The organism is Rathayibacter sp. AY1B8 (assembly GCF_002932775.1).
Classification (GTDB): domain Bacteria; phylum Actinomycetota; class Actinomycetes; order Actinomycetales; family Microbacteriaceae; genus Rathayibacter.
Genome location: NZ_PSWJ01000002.1, coordinates 1 through 19398 on the forward strand (window position 1 = coordinate 1; position 19398 = coordinate 19398).

Below are 19398 nucleotides of genomic sequence, written 5' to 3' on the forward strand. Positions count from 1 at the left end.
CCGAGGAGGAGCTGCTCGCCGCAGCGCCGGGCGGGGGTTCGGGGGTCCAGGGCAGGCATGCACAGGAGACGCGTGAGGTCCTTGTTCGTGACGCGGAGGCGCGGAATGCGTTCGGGGTGGCGCAGTGATCGGTGTCGGACCGGCGCGACCGGCGAGGGCTGTGCCATCGTCGGGAGGGGGCGGAGTCCCCGCCGATCCGGAACCGACACCCAGGAGACGACCGCATGGCGCACGCCGCGCTGATCATCCACAGCGCACGGAAGGTCGACGCGGCCGGGACGGTGGAGGACCACTGGCTCCTCGCGCGGGACGGCGCGATCACGGCGACCGGCACCGGCACCGGCTGGCAGGCGCAGGCGGAGGGGGCGCAGCTGCACGACGCGCGGGGCCTCACCGCTGTCCCGGGCTTCCTCGACCTCCATGTGCACGGAGGGGGCGGTCACGGCTTCGACGGAGGAGCGGAGGCGATCCGCGCGGGCCTCGCGCTGCACCGCTCCCGCGGCACCACGCGCTCGCTGGTCAGCCTGGTCTCGGCGCCGCTGGAGCAGCTGGAGTCCTCTCTGGACGCGGTCTCGGCCCTCGCGGTCACCGACCCGCTCGTGCTCGGCGCGCACCTCGAGGGCCCGTTCCTCGCGCCCTCGCGCAGGGGAGCGCACGACCCCGCGGCTCTCGTGCACCCCTCCTCCGGCGCGGTCGGCCGGCTGCTGGACGCCGCCCGCGGACGCCTCGCGCAGATCACGCTCGCGCCCGAGCTGCCGGGAGCCCTCGCCGCGGTGGAGCGGCTCGCCGGCGCCGGCACGGTGGTCGCGGTGGGCCACACCGAGGCGGACGCCGACCAGGCGCGGGCAGCGTTCGACCGCGGAGCCCGGCTGGTCACGCACGCGTTCAACGCCATGCCCGGGATCGGCCACCGCTCCCCGGGCCCGATCCCGGTGGCCCTGGGGGACGAGCGGGTCGCGCTCGAGCTGATCCTCGACGGCCGGCACGTGGACGTCGAGGTGGTGCGTCTCGCGTTCGCGGCGGCTCCCGGGCGGATCGCGCTCGTCACCGACGCGATGGCGGCGGCCGGGGCGGGCGACGGAGCGCACCGCCTCGGCCCGCTCGACGTCGAGGTGCTCGGCGGAGTCGCCCGGCTCGCGGGCACCGCTGTGCTCGCCGGATCCACGCTCACGCAGGAGGAGGCCCTGCGGCGGGCCGTCGGGCCCGGCCGGCTCGGGCTGCAGGCGTCCGTCGCCGCCCTCACCGCCGTTCCCGCCCGCGTGCTCGGCCGTGGCGACCTCGGCCTGCTGGCCCCCGGGTACCGCGCCGACGTCGTCCTGCTCGACGCGTCGCTCCGCGTGCAGCGGGTCTGGGCCGAGGGGCGCCCGTTCCCCGACTCCGCGGCCGGCGCGTCGCGACCCCGGGTCAGGGCGTCGGCGTGACGGTCCAGGTCCCCTCGGTCTGGACGGCCATGACGCCGGGCAGGTCGGCCTCGAACACCTCGGAGAAGGCGACGGAGTCGCCGAACAGCTGCGGCTGATCGGAGGTCGTGAACACGCGGCCGGAGAACGAGTCGTCCGGACCCGCGGGCGTGTAGTCGACCGTCACGCGCGGGACGTCGTCGGAGAAGAACAGGACGGCCGGGCCGGTGCCGGACTGCGCACCGCTCACCGTCGCGAGGTCGTTCCAGCTCTGCAGGCCGAGCGTCCACGGCCCGTCGGCTCGGACGATCACCTGCTGCTCGACGGGGTCGTCGCGGAAGATCCCGGTCAGGAACGACCCCGTCATCGGGGCGGCGGCCTCGCCGAAGGGCGTCATCCGGCCCGCGGCGGTGACGATCGCCGTGCCGGTGCAGGCCGAGCAGTCCAGGCTCAGGACGACCGCGAACTCGCCCTGCCGCTGGAACGACACGTCGGCCGGGCCGGTGCCCGAGACGGTGGCGGGGACTCCCTCGCCGACCGGCCCGGCGTCGACGACGGTTCCGACCGGCTCGGCGGTCGCCGGAGCGGAGGGGGTCGGGCTCGGAGTGATCAAGTCGGTGATGGCGGGTCTCGGCGTCCGCGAGGCGGGCGCGGACGCCGTGGCGCCCGCCTCGGCCCCGCCGCCGGCGGTGCACCCGCCCAGCAGCAGGAGCCCCGCCGCTGCCGTCGTCGCCACTGCCGCTGTCGTCCCCCGAGCCCTCATGCGTCCAGACTGCCAGGGCTGGTCCGGATCGTCGTCCCCGGAGGGAGTCAGAGGAGCAGGGCGCCGAGGCCCGCGGCGGCGAGGACGACGATCCACGGGGGCACGGTCCAGCGCGTCAGCGCCACGAAGGCGCCGATCGCGAGCGCCAGAGCGCCGGTCGAGCCGATGCCCTCGGTCAGCACCGGGTCGTAGAGGGCGCCGCCGAGCAGTCCCACCACGCCGGCGTTCACGCCGGCCAGCGCCCTCTGCGCGACCGGCAGGTGCCGCAGCCGCTGCCAGAACGGGAGCACGCCGACCACGAGCAGAGCGCCCGGCAGGAAGATCGCGACCAGCGCGATCGCCGCCCCCGCGACACCGTCCGGCGTCCCCGCGCCCACCGCACCGAGGAACGCGGAGAAGGTGAAGAGCGGGCCCGGCACCGCCTGCGCCGCGCCGTAGCCGGCCAGGAACTCGCTCTGCCCGACCGCGCCGGCGCCGACCGTCTGCGCCTCCAGCAGAGGCAGCACGACGTGGCCGCCCCCGAACACCAGAGCGCCCGCGCGGTAGAAGACGGAGGCGAGACCCGCCGCTCCCTCGCCGGTGAGAGCGGCGAGCAGGGGGAGGCCGGCCAGGAGGAGCCCCCAGAGGGCGAGGGCCGAGACCGCGAGCGCCGTCGGGATCCGGACCGCGAAGCCCGAGCCCTCGTCCGGAGCCGCCTCCTCGCCGCGCAGCCACAGGACGCCGGCCAGGCCCGCCGCCGCGATCACCGCCACTTGCAGCGCGGGCTCCGGGGCGAGGAGCACGGCGACCGCCGCCGCACCGGCGATCGTCGCGCGTCGGCGGTCCGGTGCGAGCGAGCGCGCCATCCCGAGCACGGCCTGCGCGACGACCGCGGCCGCCGCCGCCTGGAGGCCCAGGAGCCAGCCGGCGGAGGCGACGTCGCCCGCACCAGCGACGAGACCGGCGACGAGGACCAGCGCGATCGCCGAGGGGAGCGTGAATCCGCACCACGCGGCGACCAGTCCGGCGAGTCCTGCGCGCTGCAGGCCGACCGCCATCCCGACCTGGCTGGACGCGGGTCCGGGGAGGAACTGGCACAGCGCGACGAGGTCGGCGTACGCGCGATCGGTCAGCCAGCCGCGGCGCACCACGAACTCCTCGCGGAAGTAGCCGAGGTGCGCGATCGGCCCGCCGAACGAGGTCAGCCCGAGGCGGAGGAACACGAGGAGCACGGGGAGGGCGCCGCCCCGCTGCAGCCGACCCGTCTCCGACACGGGGGCATCCTGCCAGACGGCGGTGTCCAGTACGCGTCGTGTCACCGGAAAAGGGACGATAAGCGGCCGCATAAGCGATTCCTCGCTCATTCTCCTCCGGTTGATAAAACGGTGGGTAGAAATACTGAACCCCTTCTCATCCCCTCTGTTAGCCTGATCCGGCTTCCCTTTCCTTCTCGAGGAGAAGGTGATCCGCATCAGTAGCGCGAGCGCTGCCGCTCGTCCACTGAACGCCTTCTCCTCCTCTTTCGATCGGTGTACCCGGAACGGTGACGATCGGAAAGGCTCTCTCTTCCGTGACTCCTCAGGACACTGCCGTCGGCGACTCCGCCGACTCCTCCCGCACCGGCTCCCGGTCGGGCGTCAAGGCCCTCTCCGCTCTCTCCCGCCGCACGATCCTCGCCGGATCCGTCGCCGGCGCGGGCGCGATCGCCTTCGCGACGCCGGCCCTCGCGGCCGGCGACCTCACCGCGGTGCCCCGACTGCCCGGCGAGGTCTCGCGCCTGTCCACCGCCACGTCGAAGACGGGCGGGAAGCGCTACGAGATCATCGACGTCGTCGTCGCGGGGGACCGGGCGCGCCTGTTCGTGCCGCACGCGACGCCTCCGTCGCAGACCAGGGGCGCATCGATGCTCTGGTACTACCACGCCCGCAACGGCACCCACACGGCGCTCTCGAGCGCCTTCGCGTACTCGGCCGACCTCGCCGTGGACCGCGGCATCGTCAGCATCTGCCCGACCTACGGCGGCAGCATCTGGTCGAGCCCGCGGGCGATCGAGATCCAGGCCGCTGTCGCCGCCTGGGCCTCGTCGGTGTGGCGGATCGACGCGAGCCTCCTGCGCTCCGACTCCGGGGGCGGGCCGCTTCTGACCTGGGCCTACGGGAAGCGGATGGTGCCGAACATCCGGGGCGCGTACCTCTGCAACAGCTCCTACGACATGGAGGAGCGGGCGGCGAGCGAACCGGACCGGATCGGCCCCGAGTACGCCGACGCCGCGGCCATCGCCGCCACCAACCCGGCGCGGCTGCCCGCGTCGGTGTGGCGCGGTGCGCGGCTCAGGATCACCGGATCGCCCGATGACAAGGTCGTGCCGTTCGCCCTGCACGGCGCCGCCCTCCATGCCGCGGCCCTGCCCCTGGCGAAGGAGGCGACGGTCCGCATCCACCCGGGGGAGGGCACCGACGGGCACAAGGTCCCGAGCTTCACCAACAAGGAGATGCTCGACACCTTCCAGCGCTGGATCGCCGAGGGCCCCGTGCCGCAGACGGAGCCCGAGCCCGAGACGCCACCCGTGTCCACGCTTCCCGGCGCGGGCACCTACGAGAACGGCGCCGCGCAGATCGTCACCACCGGCACCTGGACGACGCTGAAGGCCACCGCGGACAGCGGCGGGAGCATCGCCTACTCGACCAGCTCCGGCGCCTCCGCGACGCTCGCCTTCACCGGCACGAGCATCGCCTGGATCAGCCGACTCACGTCGTCCTCCGGGATCAACGACGTCGAGCTCGACGGCGTGAAGGTCGCCTCCGTCGACCGCTACAGCGCGTCCACCCGCTCGAAGCAGACGGTATGGAGCAGCGGACAGCTCGCGGCCGGGCCGCACACGCTGACGATCCGCCGGGGGAGCAGCCGCAATCCGGCCTCGACCGGCAGCAACCTGCTGCTCGACTCCTTCGTGGTCGGCGACGCGACGCCTCCGCCGGCGACGACCCTGCCCGGAGCGGGCACCTACGAGAACGGCGCCGCCCCGATCGTCACGACCGGCACCTGGTCGACGCTGAAGGCGAGCACGGACAGCGGCGGCAGCATCGCCTACTCGACCACCGCGGACGCCTCCGCCACCCTCGCCTTCACGGGTACCAGTGTGAGCTGGATCAGCCGCCTCACCGGCTCGTCCGGCATCAACGACGTCGAGCTCGACGGAGTCACGGTCGCGTCCGTCGACCGATACAGCGCCGCGACGCGGTCGAAGCAGACGGTCTGGAGCAGCGGACAGCTCGCGGCCGGGCCGCACACGGTGACCATCCGCCGCGGAAGCGGCCGCAATCCCTCCTCGAGCGGCACCAACCTGATCCTCGACGCGTTCGTGGTCGGCGACGCCGCTCCGGTCCCCACGGTCACCGTGCCCACGCCGATCGCGGAGTGGTCCTTCGCCGAGAGCGCCGCCCCCTTCGCCTCGGCCGTCGCGGGCGCTCCGGCGCTCCGGCAGGGTGCGGGCTCCTCCGCCCGCGCCGTCGCCACGCCGTTCGGCACCGGAGTCGCCCTCAACGGGACGACGGACCACCTGGTCGTCCCCAAGGACGAGGTCGGCCCGCTCAACCTGGGCGCCTCGACCGGCCAGGTGACGATCGCGGTGTGGGTGCTCAACTCCGACGCGGACGGCGCCTGCATCGCGGGCGTCTGGGAGGAGTCGACGGTCGGGCCGCTGCGCTCCTACGCGCTGTTCAACAACCTCCCCGAGTACGGCGGCTGGGAGCGCGTGTGCATGCACGTCTCGAAGCTCGGCGGGCCGACGCCCGGCTACCCGTACTCGCGCGACTACTCGGTGGAGCCCCGCCGGATCACGCGCGGCGTGTGGCAGCTGCACGTCGGGACGTACGACGGCGCAGTCACGGTCTCGTACCTCGACGGCGCCGCCACCGCGTACCCGGTGTACACCGACAAGCTCGGCGCGACCTACGCCAAGAACCCCTACGTCTACCCCGACGGCCTCAACGCGGCTCCGGGCGACTTCGTGGTCGGAGCGGTCGGCCGGGACGGCACGATGATCAACCGCTTCGCCGGCTCCCTCGCCCGACTGCGGGTGTGGGACCGGGCGCTGACCGCGGAGCAGGTGAAGCAGCTCTACTCGGCCGAGAAGGGCGCACTCGGCTGACGACCCGAGGGCGGTGACACGAGTCCGAGAAGCGGATGATCCGCTTCTCGGACAAGGCCGTTAGAGCGATAGCGGGCGTCCCTCTTTCGAGGGTGGTGTTATCGGCTGAATACAGATCGGCGGGCGGCCGCTTCACGGCTGCTCCGCCGTTCTCCGCCGCCTGTATGCGCTGCGCGGAATTCCGTACTCAGGCGGACGTGCGCTCCAGGAGGGCCGTACGGCGGGGGATCATCGCCCGGCGGCCGCGCAGCCCTGTCCCGGATCTCGGAGTGCGGCCCCGCGCCAGATGCGCACCGGCGCGACCACCTCCCAGCCGAGGGTGAGGTAGAGGGCGCGGCCGTCCGTGCTGGCGGCTCCCTCGAGCAGGGCACCCACGGCGGTGCGGCCCGGGCCGAGGAGCGCCGCCATCAGGCTCTCGTCGCCCGCCACGAGCTCCAGCCCGGCGGCGGGCGCGAGGCGGGCGTCGTCGCCCAGGCCGATGACCGTCAGCCACTCCCGGGACCCGGCCGTCCGCTCGGCGCCCGCCTGCAGCGCGGAGGGCGACGGATCGACCAGGATCCGCTCCCGCGTGCGCGACTCCGCTCCGACATCGACCAGCCATGCCCCGTCCTCGCGGACGCGCTGCACGCCGCGTGCCCGGCACCAGCCCTCGACCCAGTCGTCCACCCGCTCCGTCGTCGTGATCACGCCCCGAGAGTAGCCGCGACCGGACGGGCGCGATCGTGGGAAGCGGGTTCTCCCGGCGGTGGCCGTCGATCCCCAGCAGGACCGCCCTCGCCCGGATCGCACCCCGCGCACCGCGATCCGCCGGGTCCTCCCGTTGTCAACCTCAGTGCCACGGCGCCGTCCCCGGCCCTACCGTCGGCGCGAGACATCCGCTGCACCGCCGGGACCCTGACGGCCGTGCCGAGAGTGAGGGGCCGATCCGATGCCCAGGCAGGACGGCGACCCGCGGAGCACCACCCGAGTGCTGCGCGAGCTGGTCGCCGCGTTCGAGGATCCGGGGGCCGTGCACCCGGCGCTGGCGCGGCAGGTGCGGAGCGCCGCCCGCGAGCTGCTCGGCGCGTCGGAGCGGGAACCGCTGCGCCTGTGCGTGCGGATGCCGACCCTGATGGTCCCGCGCTCGGTCGTGGACGAGGTGCCCGATCCGCCCCCGGTGCCGCCCGCCGCGCTCTGACCCGACGGCGCTCGTACACTCGGACGATGCGACACGGCATCGTCATCCTCCCGCAGGACCCGTGGGCCGAGGCCCGCCGGAAGTGGCAGTCGGCCGAGGGCCTGGGCTTCGACCACGCGTGGACCTACGACCACCTCTCCTGGCGCTCCCTCGCCGACCAGCCGTGGCACGCGACCGTCCCCACCCTCACCGCTGCCGCGATGGTGACCGAGACGCTCCGCCTGGGCACGTTCGTGGCCTCCCCGAACTTCCGCCACCCGGTGCCGTTCGCGAAGGAGATCGCGACGCTGGACGAGATCTCGGGCGGTCGGACCATCCTCGGGGTCGGCTCGGGCGGCACGGGCTTCGACGCGCGCGTGCTCGGGCAGCCCGACTACTCGCCCCGGCAGCGGCACGAGCGCTTCACCGAGTTCGTCACGGCCCTCGACACGCTGCTGCGCTTCGAGGAGCCCGGCTCGGGCGGAGTGGACCTCGAGGGGGAGTGGTTCACCGCCCGCTCGGCGCGGATGGTGGGCGAGCCCGTGCAGCACCCCCGCGTCCCGTTCGTCCTCGCCGCGAACGGGCCGAAGGGCCTCGCGCTCGTCGCCGAGCGCGGGCAGGGCTGGGTCACCACCGGCCCGGAGGGAGTGTCGAGCGAGGAGTGGTGGCGGGCGGTCGCGTCCCTCTCCCGGCGGCTCGACGCGGCGCTCGAGGCGGCCGGGCGCGACCCGCGCACCGTCGAGCGCCACCTCTCGCTCGACTCCGGGAGCGACTACTCCCTCGAGAGCGTCGCCCGGTTCGAGGACATGGCCGGCCGGGCGGAGGAGCTCGGCTTCACGGACGTGATCGCGCACTGGCCGCGGCGCGACGGCGTCTACGCGGGCGACGACGAGGTCCTCTACGAGGTCGCCTCGCGATTCTGACCGGGCCTCGGGGCTCCGGAGCGGTCCTCAGACCGCGCGGGCGCTCCCGCGGTCGACGAGACGCGCGGGCAGGAGACGGATCGACGGCTCCTCGCCGCGGGACGGCTGCTCGATCCGCTCGACGAGCGTGTCGACCAGGTGCGCGCCGAGCTCGGCGGCACCCGTCTCGACGTAGCTGTAGGGGAGCGAGAAGTCGCGGGCGAACTCGGCCGAGTACAGGCTCACGACGGACAGCTGCCCGGGCACGGCGACAGCGCGTCGGCCCAGGATCGCGGGAAGCATCGCGATGGTCCGGTCGCTGTGGACGACCAGCGCCGTGAGACCGGGGTTGTCGTCGAGGAACGCCGTGATCATCGGCTCGACGGCGTCGGCGGCGGTGGCGGCCGGGCGCAGCACCAGCTCGATCCCGAGCCGACCGGCGGTCTCGAGAGCCGACTCGCGGAACCGGAGCCCGTAGGTCCCTCCGCGGTCGAAGACGCGCTCAGGAGGGGTGACGAGACCGATGCTCCGATGCCCGAGGGCGCCCAGGTGCTCGATCAGCAGGCGGGCCGCGTCGCCGAAGTCGAGGTCGAAGACGTCCACCCCGGAGGCGTCCGCGGGCACGCCGAGGGCGGCACCGGGCCGCCGCGAGGCGCGCAGGACGGGCAGCCGGTCGTCGTCGTCCGCGACGCTCAGGAGGATCAGTCCATCGACCTGACCGGAGCGCGTGAGCCGGCAGACGGCAGCCGCCCCGTCGGCCTCGGTGGCCAGCAGCACGTCGTAGCCGAGCTCGCGGGCGCGGGCCGTGATGGGGAGCACGTACTCGACCATCGCGGGCGCGAACTCGTCCGGGTCGAAGTGGACGAGCAGGCCCAGCGCCATGGTGCGGCGCGTCGCGAGCGCCCGTGCTCCGGCGTTGACCGTGAAGTCGAGCTCGGCGATCGCGTCCTCGATGCGCTTGCGCGTCTCGGGGGAGATGCTGCGCTTGCCGGAGAGGACGTACGACACCGTGCTGCGCGAGACCCCTGCCGCTTTCGCGACGTCTCCGATCGTGGCCATCTCCACCCCCGCTCGAACCGTGTCGAGAGTGGCAGTGCGGCGCGGCGCACGCAACTCGGGCGCCGCGTCCCCGGAGCGAGGACCGGACGCTGCGGCTCCGGCGCTCTGCTCGTCCACGGCGCGCTCGTCCCCGTCGGGGAACGTCCGGTCCCGACGACACGCCGACGCGGCCGGGCGCACGAGGTGCCCGGCCGCGTCAGGGCGTTCTGGACGGATCAGCCGCAGCGCGCCGCACCGTAGGCCGGTGCCGTGGATCCGCTCGCCGCAGCGCCGTCGACCGTCCCCGCGATCCGCACGTCGAGAGCGCCGGCTCCGACGCTCGCAGCGCGGGTGCTGAAGGCGGCTGAGACCGTCTTGCCGGGAGCGACCCCGGTGAAGGTCTTCGTGCCCCAGGCCGAGCCGATCGTGACGTCAGCGGCGACCGCGCTGGTGTTGGTCGCCGTCCCCGTGATCGTGACCTTCCCCGCGGTGCAGCGCGAGGCCGCCGTGCCGCTCACCGTCAGGCCCGTGGTCCGCCCGACGAAGGGCGTGACCGAGATCCTGTCGATGTTGGGCGCGTACTGCGAGGTGAGCAGGACGCCGGGGAAGGTGTCGGAGAGGTAGGTCGTCCCGTCGAAGCCCGGGAGCTCCTTCGAGGTGATCGCGATGGTGTTCGAGCCCTTCCTGAGCGTGACCGGCACGCTCAGGTCCCACAGCTGGTTCTGGTGGAACGTGTGCGGGAAGAGCACGCGCTGCGTCACTCCGTTGACCGTGATGTCCGCGTGGCGGGCGAGCGGGTCGGGGTTGTAGTGCGTCGCGGGGGACTGCTCCTCGTTGGAGTAGCGCAGCGTGAGCGCGTACGTCCCGTCCTGCTCGGCCTTCACGTCGCCGAAGGTCAGGGTCGAGTCGCCGTCGCGTCCGCCCCCGATGTTCCCGACGGCCTTGCCGCCCGACGCGAAGGACAGGTCGCGGACCGTGGCGGGGCCGGTGATCGTGGCCGCCTCCGCCTCGTAGCTCGTCGTCGCGGGCGGGTTCGCGCTCACTCCGATGACGATCCGATCGACGAGGAGCGTGCCGCTCGTGCCGACGACCTCGATCTTGTTCACGCCGCCCGAGAGGAAGACCTGACGGGTCGAGCTCGCGCCCACCGGCCCGACCTTCACATCGTTCACGTAGAGGTCGCCGGTGCCGCCGCCCAGGGTGTCCACGGTCACGGAGGACGGCGCGTCCTTCGCGGAGTAGCCCCAGACGGTGGTGGAGGCGCCGCTGGTGAGCGTCGCCGTGCCCGAGCCGGAGACGCCGGCGCGGGAGTAGTCGGCCGTCGCTCCGTTGTCGAGCGTGCCGGTCTCGGCCTCGTGGATCGAGGTCGCGGCGGCCGCGCTGGGGAGGGAGAGCTCGATCTTGTCGACGATCGCGTCGCCCACGGTCGACTTCGTGCCGGCGAGGTTCTTCGCGGCGAGCGAGATCGTGTGGGTCCCGGCGGTCAGCTTCACCTTCGTGTCCGCGTGGTCCCAGACCACGAACTTGTAGGCCAGCGGAAGGAGGATCTCCTGCTCCGCAGCGCCGTCGACGCTCAGGAACGCGTTGATCGGACCCTGCTGGGCGTTGGCGGCGTAGGTGTTGAGGGAGTTGGCGAAGACGCTGAGGTCGTACTCGCCGTCCTTCGGGACGGTGACCGCGAAGTCGAGCTTCAGGTCACCGCCGGTGCGGATCCCGCCCACGTTGCGTCCGCCCGAGGTGTAGAAGCCGCCGACGTTGGTCGGCGAGCCCTCGGGTCCGTTCAGGTTCCGCGATCCGGTGTAGCGGGCGTCCTCGGCCTCGTACTTCTGGCGGAAGTCGACGGGCGAGGCGGACGGCGACGACGCGTTGGCGCCCGGGGTCAGGACGACCTCGTAGGCGGAGTCGACGTCGAGCGCGGGGAGGGATCCTCCGAAGTCGAGCGAGAGGGCGCCGTCCACGACGGACGCGTCGAACTCCTTGACCGTCTGCGGGGCTCCCGAGTCGCCGACCTGGCCGGTCCAGCGGATCTCGCTGACCTCCACGTGGACCTTCGAGCCGAAGGTGGCGGCCGGGATGCGCTCGAACGCGACCTTCTGCGAGCCGCCGACGCCTCCGAAGAGGGCTCTCGCCTGCTTGGCCGCGGTGTCGAGGGTCGCGACGCCCTGGAGGGTGTAGCTCTGGCCGGGCTTGGGCGGCGTGACCGCGACGGTGTCGCCGGTCATCGAGGCGTAGGCGTTGAGGAGCCACCACTGGCCGTTGGCGCGGTTGGCCTGCACCGCGGAGTCGGAGAGGTTGCCGTCGATGTTCCAGTAGGCGATGTCGCCGTCGACCTTCTTGTCCTCGAGCGCGCTGATCCACTGGACCATCTGGCCGGGCACGGAGGTGTGGTAGTTGAAGGCGTACTCGTTGAGGTTCACCGGCAGGTGCTTCCCGGCGTAGGACGTGCCCGCGTACAGCTCGTCCTCCCAGGCCCGGAAGCGGTCGACGTTGGTGCGGATCTCACCCGGGGCGCTCAGCTCGTGCCAGGTCATCACGTCGGGGACGGTGTCCTGCTCGAGCGTGTGGGTCATGAATCCGCGGACCTGGTCGTAGAGGACGCTGGTGTTCGGTCCGGCGATGCGGGCGTCGGGCATCCTGTCGCGGATCAGCGCGTAGGTGCTGTCCCAGGCGGCGAAGAACGCGGTCGGGTCCTCCAGCCAGCTCTTCCCGTCGTAGCTCCACTTCCCGTTGCCGAACATGTTGCCCTCGGGCTCGTTGAACGGCACGAACACGATGTTGTCCTGGTACTCCTCGGGGAGCGCGAGCACCTGGTCGACCTGCGTGGCGATCTTCGCCTGGTAGTCGGCCAGCTTCTCCTGGGGAGTGCTGCCCGGCCACTCGTAGGGGAAACCGCGGTAGATGTCCGTCATGTAGATGTAGGTGTCGCCGTCCGAGGTGTCGGCGACGGCCTTAGCGACGCTCAGCGCGTCCGCGCCCGGATGCTGCGGCCCGTCCTGCGCCTTGGTCGAGACCGTGCGCAGGTCGATCCCCTCGAGGAGGTTGTCGGAGGGGAGGCCCTCGCCGTAGACCCCGTAGAGGGTGCCGGACGCGCCGCCCATGAACTCCCCGGTGCTCGTGCCGAGGTCGATGGTCATCTCGTCGAGTGCGCGCACCGTGACGGTCGCCGTGACCGCGGTGCCGAGGCCGGTGACGGTGCCCTTCACGGTGAAGGTGCCGCGCTTCGCGTACGCGGAGGCGGGGACGCTCTCCCAGGTGACCGGGGCGTCGCGGTTCACGCCGTCGGAGTAGGTGGCGGGGACCCCCGGCAGGGCCGGCGCGACGCCGATGCCGGTGGTGACCGCGACGCTCGTCGAGAGAACGCCGGTGACGGCCGGCGCGGCGTCGCCCGCCAGACCCCGGACCTGAGCGGCGGTCAGAGCCCGGTTGTAGACGCGGAAGTCGTCGATCGCTCCGTCGAAGTAGGGGTGCACGTTCCAGAGCGCCCGGCCGATGTTGCCGCTCTTGGAGGCGGAGGCGGAGTAGAGCTGCTTCGCGAGGTCGACGGAGGCGGGAGCCGTCGCGACCTGCAGACCGTTGAGGTACAGGGTCACGGTCGTGCCGTCCATCGTCGCGGTGACGTTGACCCACTGGTCCTTCTGCAGCGGCGAGGAGCTGGAGACTCCGGTCTCGCCGCCGTCCTTCAGCTGCTTGATGATCGCGCGGGCGCTGCCGCCGTCGAACGACGGAGCGAAGGCCGACGCGGCGTCGGGGCTGATGCCCAGGCACCACAGCCACTGGAAGCCTCCGGTGCCGGACCACTTCGTCCAGGCGGAGACGGTGGTCTGCGTCACGCCCTGGAAGAGCCCGTTCGGCACGGTCAGGTAGGGCGCGGAGGTCGAGTCCGCCGCGCCCCCGGGAAGGTCGATCGCGGTCGTACCGGCCTTCCGACCCGCGACGTACGTCGCTCTCGCGCTGTTGACGACGGTGCCGTCGAGCTTCTTCGACGAGAGGTCGGCGACCGTGGATCCGGACACCTGCCCCTGCTCGAAGTCGTACTGGAGGATGAGCGCGTCGGCGGGGACGGAGGTGTCGGCCGCGGAGGCGGACTCGGCGCTCGGGAGAGCGACGGCGAGGGCGGCGAGTGTCGCGGCACTCAGCGCGAGGGCGAGGGAGCGGGTGCCGCGCCTCGGGGAGGACATCGTTGTCACGCTGGTCACTTTCTGTGGGGACAGCCGGCCGGACGACGGCGGGCGTCGGTCCGGGGTCGGAGCAACAGTGCTTCGAACCGGTTCGACAAAACTAGGTTCCGCGCCTGCGACACGCAAGAGGACCTGAGAAGTTCCTCGTCCGGCTCGCAGGTGCCGGCGGTCGCTCGGGCTCTCGCCGGGACTCGTCAGCCCGCCGGAGCGGCCGTCGCCGCGACGCTCGACGGTGAGCGGACGGGCGCGCGTCGCCGGGGGAGTGCTGCTGATCGGGATGCTCGCCGGATGCACAGCGGGCCCCTCCGCTACCGTCGACGACCGGATCATCGTCGCCGCGGAGACCGGCGACCGGCCCGCAGGAGGACGTCCTGGACGCGGTCGAGGGGAGCCGCCCGGACTGGCTGAGCCCGGACGGCGTCCTTCCGCGGTGACCCGCGGGACCGCGGCGGCCTGTGCCGCGTGCGGGAGGATGAGGGCATGACGCTCCCTCGGCCGACGCTCCTCTCCCCGCCGCTCCAGGACCGGCTGGCCCGGTGGTTCGACGAGGAGGCGCCGCCGGCCCCCTCGCTGAGCTGGGCCCTGTTCGACCGCAGCGGGCTGCTCGTCCACCACGGCCGCGGCGAGCACCGCCTCGACGGCGCCGCTCCCGGGCCCGGGACCGTGCACCGCATCGCCTCCATGTCGAAGAGCTTCGAGGCGGCGGCGGTGCTGATCCTGCGCGACCGCGGGCTGCTCCGCCTCGACGACCGCGTCGCCGACCACGTGCCGGAGTTCACCGACCCGCTCGACTCCGCGGGCCGGCCGCTGCCCGTGACGGTCAGGATGCTCCTCAGCAACTGCTCGGGGCTCCCGGAGGACAACGGCTGGGCCGACGACGTCATGGCTCTGACGCGGGAGGAGTTCCTCGAGGTCGTCCGCCGCGGGCTGACCTTCACGGAGCGGCCGGGTGAGGTCTACCAGTACTCCAACATCGGCTTCTGGCTGCTCGGCGTGCTCGTCGAGAACGTGACCGGGGAGGACTTCCCGTCCTTCGCGACGCGGACGATCCTCGAGCCGCTCGGCCTCCACGACACCCGCTACGACAGCGGCGACTACCCTGACGGCACCGACCTCGCGGCCGGCTTCAGCACCTTCGACGACGGAGCGACCTGGGTGCCCCGCCCCGTCACCGGCACCGGAGCGGGCGCCTGCGCCGCGAGCATGCTCAGCACGGTCGGCGACATCGCCCGCTGGAGCGGCTGGCTCTCCTCCGCGTTCGAGGGCGAGGACGGCGCGGACGACGACCCGGTGCTGAGCCGTGCCTCCCGCCGCGAGATGCAGCGCGGCTGGACGCCGGTCCCCGCGCTGAGCCCTCGCGCCGTCGAGAGCACGCTCGACGGCTCCGCGTACGGGTTCGGCCTCGTCGTCGAGCACGACGTCCGCTTCGGCGGGATCGCCCACCACTCCGGCGGCCTGCCGGGCTGGTCGTCGAACATGCGGTGGCATCTGGAGTCGGGCCTGGGGGCCGTGGTCTTCGCGACCGCGAACGGGGCGAAGCTCGCCGCCGCCGCGACGGGACTGCTCCGCGCCGCCCTCGAGGACACCGCTCCTCCGGCGCGGATCATCACCCTCCTCCCGTCGACGCTCGCCGCGGCCGCCGCCGTCGAGGCCGCGATCGTCGCGGGAGACCTCACCCGGGCGGGGGAGCCGGGCAGCGGCGCCCTGTTCAGCCCCAACCTGCTGAGCGATGTGCCGGCCGACGTGCGCGCCGGCCGCCTCGCCACTGCGATCGCGGAGATCGGCGGGCTCGCCGAGGACCCGACCGCGAGGCCGCTGGTGGAGCGGCTGCTCTGGAGCGCCTCCGCGGCGCAGGCGGCCTTCCTCCTGCCGGGCCGCGACGGAGAGCTCGAGTGCCGGCTCGAGACCACGCCGACCGTCCCGGCCCTGATCCAGCGCCTCGAGATCGTCGTGCGCGAGGCTCCGACGGCTGCCCTCCCGGTCGTGCGCTTCTACCGCCCTCGGGCCGGCTAGCGGTCGAAGACGAGGCGCGGACGCGGCGGACCTCGACGCTCCCGCACCGAGAACGGCGGGCGGCCCGCGAGGGACCGCCCGCCGTCACGCTCCCGCGGTCAGCGGATCGTCGTGCTCGTCGTGTCCGCGTTGCTGCGGATGGACGGGTCGGGCGTCTTCGTCGAGAACGCCGCCGCCAGCGCGGTCGCCGTGCCCGAGACGGCCGCCCTCACCGTGATCTTCTCCGACACGGTCCGCCCGTCCGCCAGGCCGGCCCGCTGGAACACCACGACGTTCCCGACCCTGGTGTACGAGCCGGTCGCCGAGACGAACTGCACACCCGCGGGCAGGACGACCTGCGAGAAGACCGACCCAGACGCAACCGGACCGGCGTTCGTCGTGATGAGGGTGTAGGTGAGCGTCCTCCCCTTCACCGCCGAGGCCGGCCCGGAGAGGTAGACGCGCAGATCGGCCTTCGTCGCGACCTGCTTCGGCGAGACCGTCAGCGTGCTCGTCGCCCGAGCCGTGCCCGCCGAGTTCGCGGCCTGGATGCTGAAGGTGGTGGTCCCGGCCGTGGTCGGCGTCCCGGAGAGGCGCCCGGTCGCGTCGAGGGTGAGCCCGGCGGGCAGTGCGCCGGAGACCAGGGAGACCGACGGAGCGGGCGTCCCGCTCACCGCGTAGCGGAAGTCGTAGGCCGAGCCGACGACGCCGGCCGCGACCGTCCCGGAGAGGGTCGGCGCGACCGTCGGCGACGAGACGGTGACGGTGCTGGTGGTCTCCGCGGAGGCGGTGCCGGCGCGGGCCGTCAGCGTGAACGTGAAGGTGCCCGGCGCGGACGGAGTCCCGGTCAGGCGCCCGGCCGGAGTCAGGGTGAGGCCGGACGGGAGCGCACCGGAGGAGACGGCCACCGACGGCGCGGGGAAGCCCGAGACGGTGTAGCCGAAGTCGTAGGGGGTGCCGACGACGCCCGGCCCGGGGGTGCCGGAGATCGCCGGTGCAGCGGCGGCGGGGGAGACGACGACGGTGCTGGTGGTCTCCGCGCTCCCCGCAGCGTTTTGAGCCCGCAGGGTGAAGGTGGAGCGGCCGGCGGTCGTCGGCGTCCCGGTCAGGCCGCCACGATCATCGAGGCTCAGGCCGGCGGGGAGCGTTCCGGAGACGAGCGAGACCGTCGGCGCCGGTGTGCCCGTCACGCTGTAGTCGAAGTCGTACGGGGTGCCCACCGTCGCGGCGGGCGGGTCGCCGGCCAGGGTCGGCGCGACCGTCGTCTCCGCCGCGGCGAACGTGTGCGAGGCCCCGACGGTGGAGCCGAAGGGGTTCCGCGCGGAGACGGCGAAGGTGGACGTCCCCGCGGTCGTCGGCGTGCCGGAGAGGAGCCCGGACGCGCTGAGGGTCAGGCCGTCGGGGAGGGAGCCGGAGGCGATCGCGAACGAGGCGGGGCGGTCGGCCGCGAAGGTGTACGAGGCGGCCGCTCCGAGCGGCCCGGACGCGGGAGGAGCGTCCGCCGTCAGGACGGGACGCGGGCCCCGGGCGAGCACGTGATCGGGTCCGGCTGCGAGAGCCGTCGTGCCGGCGAGGCCGGCGGGGAACTGCAGCTGCCCGGCCGAGCTCCGGCCCCACCCGACGATCGTGCCGTCGCCCTTCAGCGCGAGGCTGTAGTCGGATGCGGCGGCGATCGCCACGACCCCGGACAGGCCTTCCGGCACCGTGGTCTGGCCGTAGTCGACGACGACCGAATCGGAGCTCGCGCCCCAGGCGACGACGGTGCCGTCCTCCTTCAGCGCGAGGCTGTGGGTCTCTCCGGCCGCAACGGCCACCACGCCCTCGAGCCCCGCGGGGACGTCGGTCTGCCCGTAGAGGTCCCAGCCCCAGGCGACCACCCTTCCGCCGGACACGGCGAGGCTGTGGCGCTGGCCCGCGGCGATGGCCGTGACGCCTCCGAGGCCGGCCGGGACCAGGCCCTCGCCCAGCCCGTTGCTGCCCCACGACGTGACGGTGCCGTCGTTGCCGAGCGCGAGGCTGTTGTCGCGGGAGGACGAGATCGCGACGATCCCGGTCAGCGCGGCACTCCTCGACACCTGCCCGTCGCCGTCGTAGCCCCAGGAGACGACGGTCCCGTCGCTCTTCAGCGCATGGCTGCTGTAGTCGCCGGAGGTGACCGCGACGACCCCCGTGAGACCGTCGGGGACGCTGGTCTGCCCGTACGACCCGCGGCCCCAGGCGACGACCCCGCCGTCGCCGTTCGCGGCGAGGCTGTGGGTCCGGCCCGCGGCGAGGGAGAGGACACCCTCGACCCCGGCCGGGACCGTGGTCTTCCCGTCGGTGCCGCTTCCCCAGGCCGCCACCCCGAGGACAGGGGCGGACGGAGCGGCGACCGCCGCGAGAGGAACGGCGGTGCCGACGAGGAGCGCGACGGCCGCGGTCAACCCGAGCAGACCCCGCCGGAGCCGCCGCGCCGCTCCTGGATCCCGCGGCTGCGACGTGCCGTCCTCGACGGCGGGCGGACGAGGGACGGTGCTGGAGCGCATGTGCTGCCTTCGATCGGGACGGCCCCCATCGGCCGTCCTCGAACCGTGGCACGGCCGTCCCGCCGCTGACAATGTCCTCTAGCGGCCCTGTCCGGAAGAGGGCGCCGCGGAGCTCCGCGGAGGAGGGCTCGCCCGGTCCCGCGGCAGGCCCGCGCAGCTGCGCCGATCGCCGCGCCGAGCGCATGTGACGGTCAGCGCTTCCCGAGGGACGCCGTCGCGTCCGGACCGCTCAGCGGGGTCGGAACGGAGACCCCGGCTCTCCCGCGTACGGGGCGTCCGCCTGGTCGAAGTCCCAGCGGCCCGCGGTGGACGGGCGGACGACGGGCGTCTTCGTCGGGGTCGGCGTCGCGGACGGCGCCGGTGCGGCGGCCAGCCCGGCGTGCCAGCGGAAGATCGCGTCGATGCCGTCCTGGTTCACCCACGACGGCGCGTTGTGGCCGAGCGCGTGCGTCCGGACGGTCGCCTCCCTGGCCGTGGCCGTCGCCTTCTTCACGAGGGCGAGCCCGTGCAGTGCCGGCGGCACGCTCGGGTCCGGGTGGGCCGTGTCGGACACCACCGCGCGGATGTTCGCGCCGGCCCAGGCGGAGGCGGGCAGCCGCTTCGGGTTGTGGGAGTCGATCTGAGCGGTGCTGCCGCCGAAGGCACCGCCGATCGAGAAGCGGCCCCGCGTCGTGCGGTCGTGGGTGTCGCGGAGGTCGTAGACGCCGTTGACCAGGTAGACGCCGTTGATGCCGGGGAAGACCCGCGCGCCGTAGTCCTCGCAGGCGAGCGCACCGCCGGCCGACATCGCCCAGAGGTAGCTCGCGGCGATCGGGAACTGGCCGGAGAGGTAGGCGTAGCCGTTCCGCTGGTGCTTCTGAGCGGTGTCGTTGGTCCAGATCGTTCCGCCGAGCGTCTGGCAGATCGCGATGGCGCCCCGCTCGACGGCGAGCTCGGCCGGGTACGCGAAGACGCTGGACAGCGAGGTGTGGTCGGCCTGCGCGGAGTGGATGAACCAGATCACCGGTACCGCCGCGGCCTGCCGCGGCTTCACCGTCTGCGGCACGAAGATCCGCGCGAGGTCGCCCGCGATCGAGACCGTGAGGACGTCGTAGAGCACGCCGCGGTTCTTCGTCCTCACGTTGATCGTGCGGGTCCTCTCCCCGGGCAGGCCGGGCACGGGGGAGGCGGAGGCGGAGGCGGCCGGGAGCGTCGCCGCGCCCAGAGCGAGAGCACCCGTGAGGGCGCCGCCGATGACGGCGCGCCGCCGTAGGCCGGGAGTTCGAGAGGGGGGTACTGCTGAATCGTCGGGGGACACGGGGGCTCCTCGTGCAGG

Annotated in this window: 12 protein-coding genes; 5 read left to right on the forward strand and 7 right to left on the reverse strand. The window is 73.5% G+C overall.

Translation table 11 applies throughout. The features are described from left to right. Positions 1-224: 224 nt before the first annotated feature. Entirely contained in the window at positions 225-1421 is a 1197-nt protein-coding gene (locus tag C5C63_RS01640; protein WP_104325394.1) for an N-acetylglucosamine-6-phosphate deacetylase, read from the forward strand. On the opposite strand, the gene C5C63_RS01645 is transcribed toward C5C63_RS01640, so the two are convergent. Then, positions 1405-2163: a hypothetical protein gene (locus C5C63_RS01645; RefSeq protein WP_146076890.1), complete on the reverse strand. Its 759-nt coding sequence runs from the start codon at positions 2161-2163 to the stop codon at positions 1405-1407. The two genes, C5C63_RS01640 and C5C63_RS01645, sit on opposite strands and share 17 nt — an antisense overlap. Positions 2164-2210: 47 nt before the next feature. Continuing rightward, on the reverse strand, positions 2211-3416 hold the full coding sequence (gene chrA / locus C5C63_RS01650; protein WP_258065367.1) for a chromate efflux transporter: 1206 nt from the start codon (positions 3414-3416) through the stop codon (positions 2211-2213). A gap of 296 nt (positions 3417-3712) precedes the next feature. On the opposite strand from chrA, the gene C5C63_RS01655 reads away from it, so the two are divergent. Further along, entirely contained in the window at positions 3713-6292 is a 2580-nt protein-coding gene (locus tag C5C63_RS01655; RefSeq protein WP_104325396.1) for a LamG-like jellyroll fold domain-containing protein, read from the forward strand. A 228-nt stretch (positions 6293-6520) separates the two neighbouring features. Here C5C63_RS01655 and C5C63_RS01660 read toward each other — a convergent pair whose 3' ends face one another. Further along, positions 6521-6979, reverse strand: coding sequence for a hypothetical protein (locus tag C5C63_RS01660; protein WP_104325397.1), 459 nt, complete (start codon positions 6977-6979; stop codon positions 6521-6523). A 241-nt stretch (positions 6980-7220) separates the two neighbouring features. On the opposite strand from C5C63_RS01660, the gene C5C63_RS01665 reads away from it, so the two are divergent. Continuing rightward, complete coding sequence (locus C5C63_RS01665; RefSeq protein ID WP_146086340.1) at positions 7221-7469, forward strand: hypothetical protein; 249 nt, start codon at positions 7221-7223, stop codon at positions 7467-7469. A 26-nt stretch (positions 7470-7495) separates the two neighbouring features. Then, positions 7496-8371: an LLM class flavin-dependent oxidoreductase gene (locus tag C5C63_RS01670; protein WP_104325399.1), complete on the forward strand. Its 876-nt coding sequence runs from the start codon at positions 7496-7498 to the stop codon at positions 8369-8371. 27 nt (positions 8372-8398) lie between these two features. Here C5C63_RS01670 and C5C63_RS01675 read toward each other — a convergent pair whose 3' ends face one another. Further along, positions 8399-9409: a LacI family DNA-binding transcriptional regulator gene (locus C5C63_RS01675; protein WP_104325473.1), complete on the reverse strand. Its 1011-nt coding sequence runs from the start codon at positions 9407-9409 to the stop codon at positions 8399-8401. A 215-nt stretch (positions 9410-9624) separates the two neighbouring features. Next, on the reverse strand, positions 9625-13566 hold the full coding sequence (locus C5C63_RS01680) for a LamG-like jellyroll fold domain-containing protein (protein WP_104325400.1): 3942 nt from the start codon (positions 13564-13566) through the stop codon (positions 9625-9627). A gap of 480 nt (positions 13567-14046) precedes the next feature. Between C5C63_RS01680 and C5C63_RS01685 the strand changes: the two genes are divergently transcribed. After that, positions 14047-15579, forward strand: coding sequence for a serine hydrolase (locus C5C63_RS01685; RefSeq protein WP_104292084.1), 1533 nt, complete (start codon positions 14047-14049; stop codon positions 15577-15579). Positions 15580-15677: 98 nt separating this feature from the next. Here C5C63_RS01685 and C5C63_RS01690 read toward each other — a convergent pair whose 3' ends face one another. Together C5C63_RS01690 and C5C63_RS01695 are read right to left on the reverse strand one after the other, a co-directional pair. Continuing rightward, positions 15678-18083 (reverse strand): putative Ig domain-containing protein, encoded by a 2406-nt coding sequence (locus C5C63_RS01690; protein WP_146086341.1) that lies wholly within the window; start codon positions 18081-18083, stop codon positions 15678-15680. 229 nt (positions 18084-18312) lie between these two features. Then, a complete protein-coding gene (locus C5C63_RS01695) occupies positions 18313-19380 on the reverse strand; it encodes a hypothetical protein (RefSeq protein ID WP_104246834.1) in 1068 nt (355 codons plus the stop codon). Positions 19381-19398 lie beyond the last annotated feature (18 nt).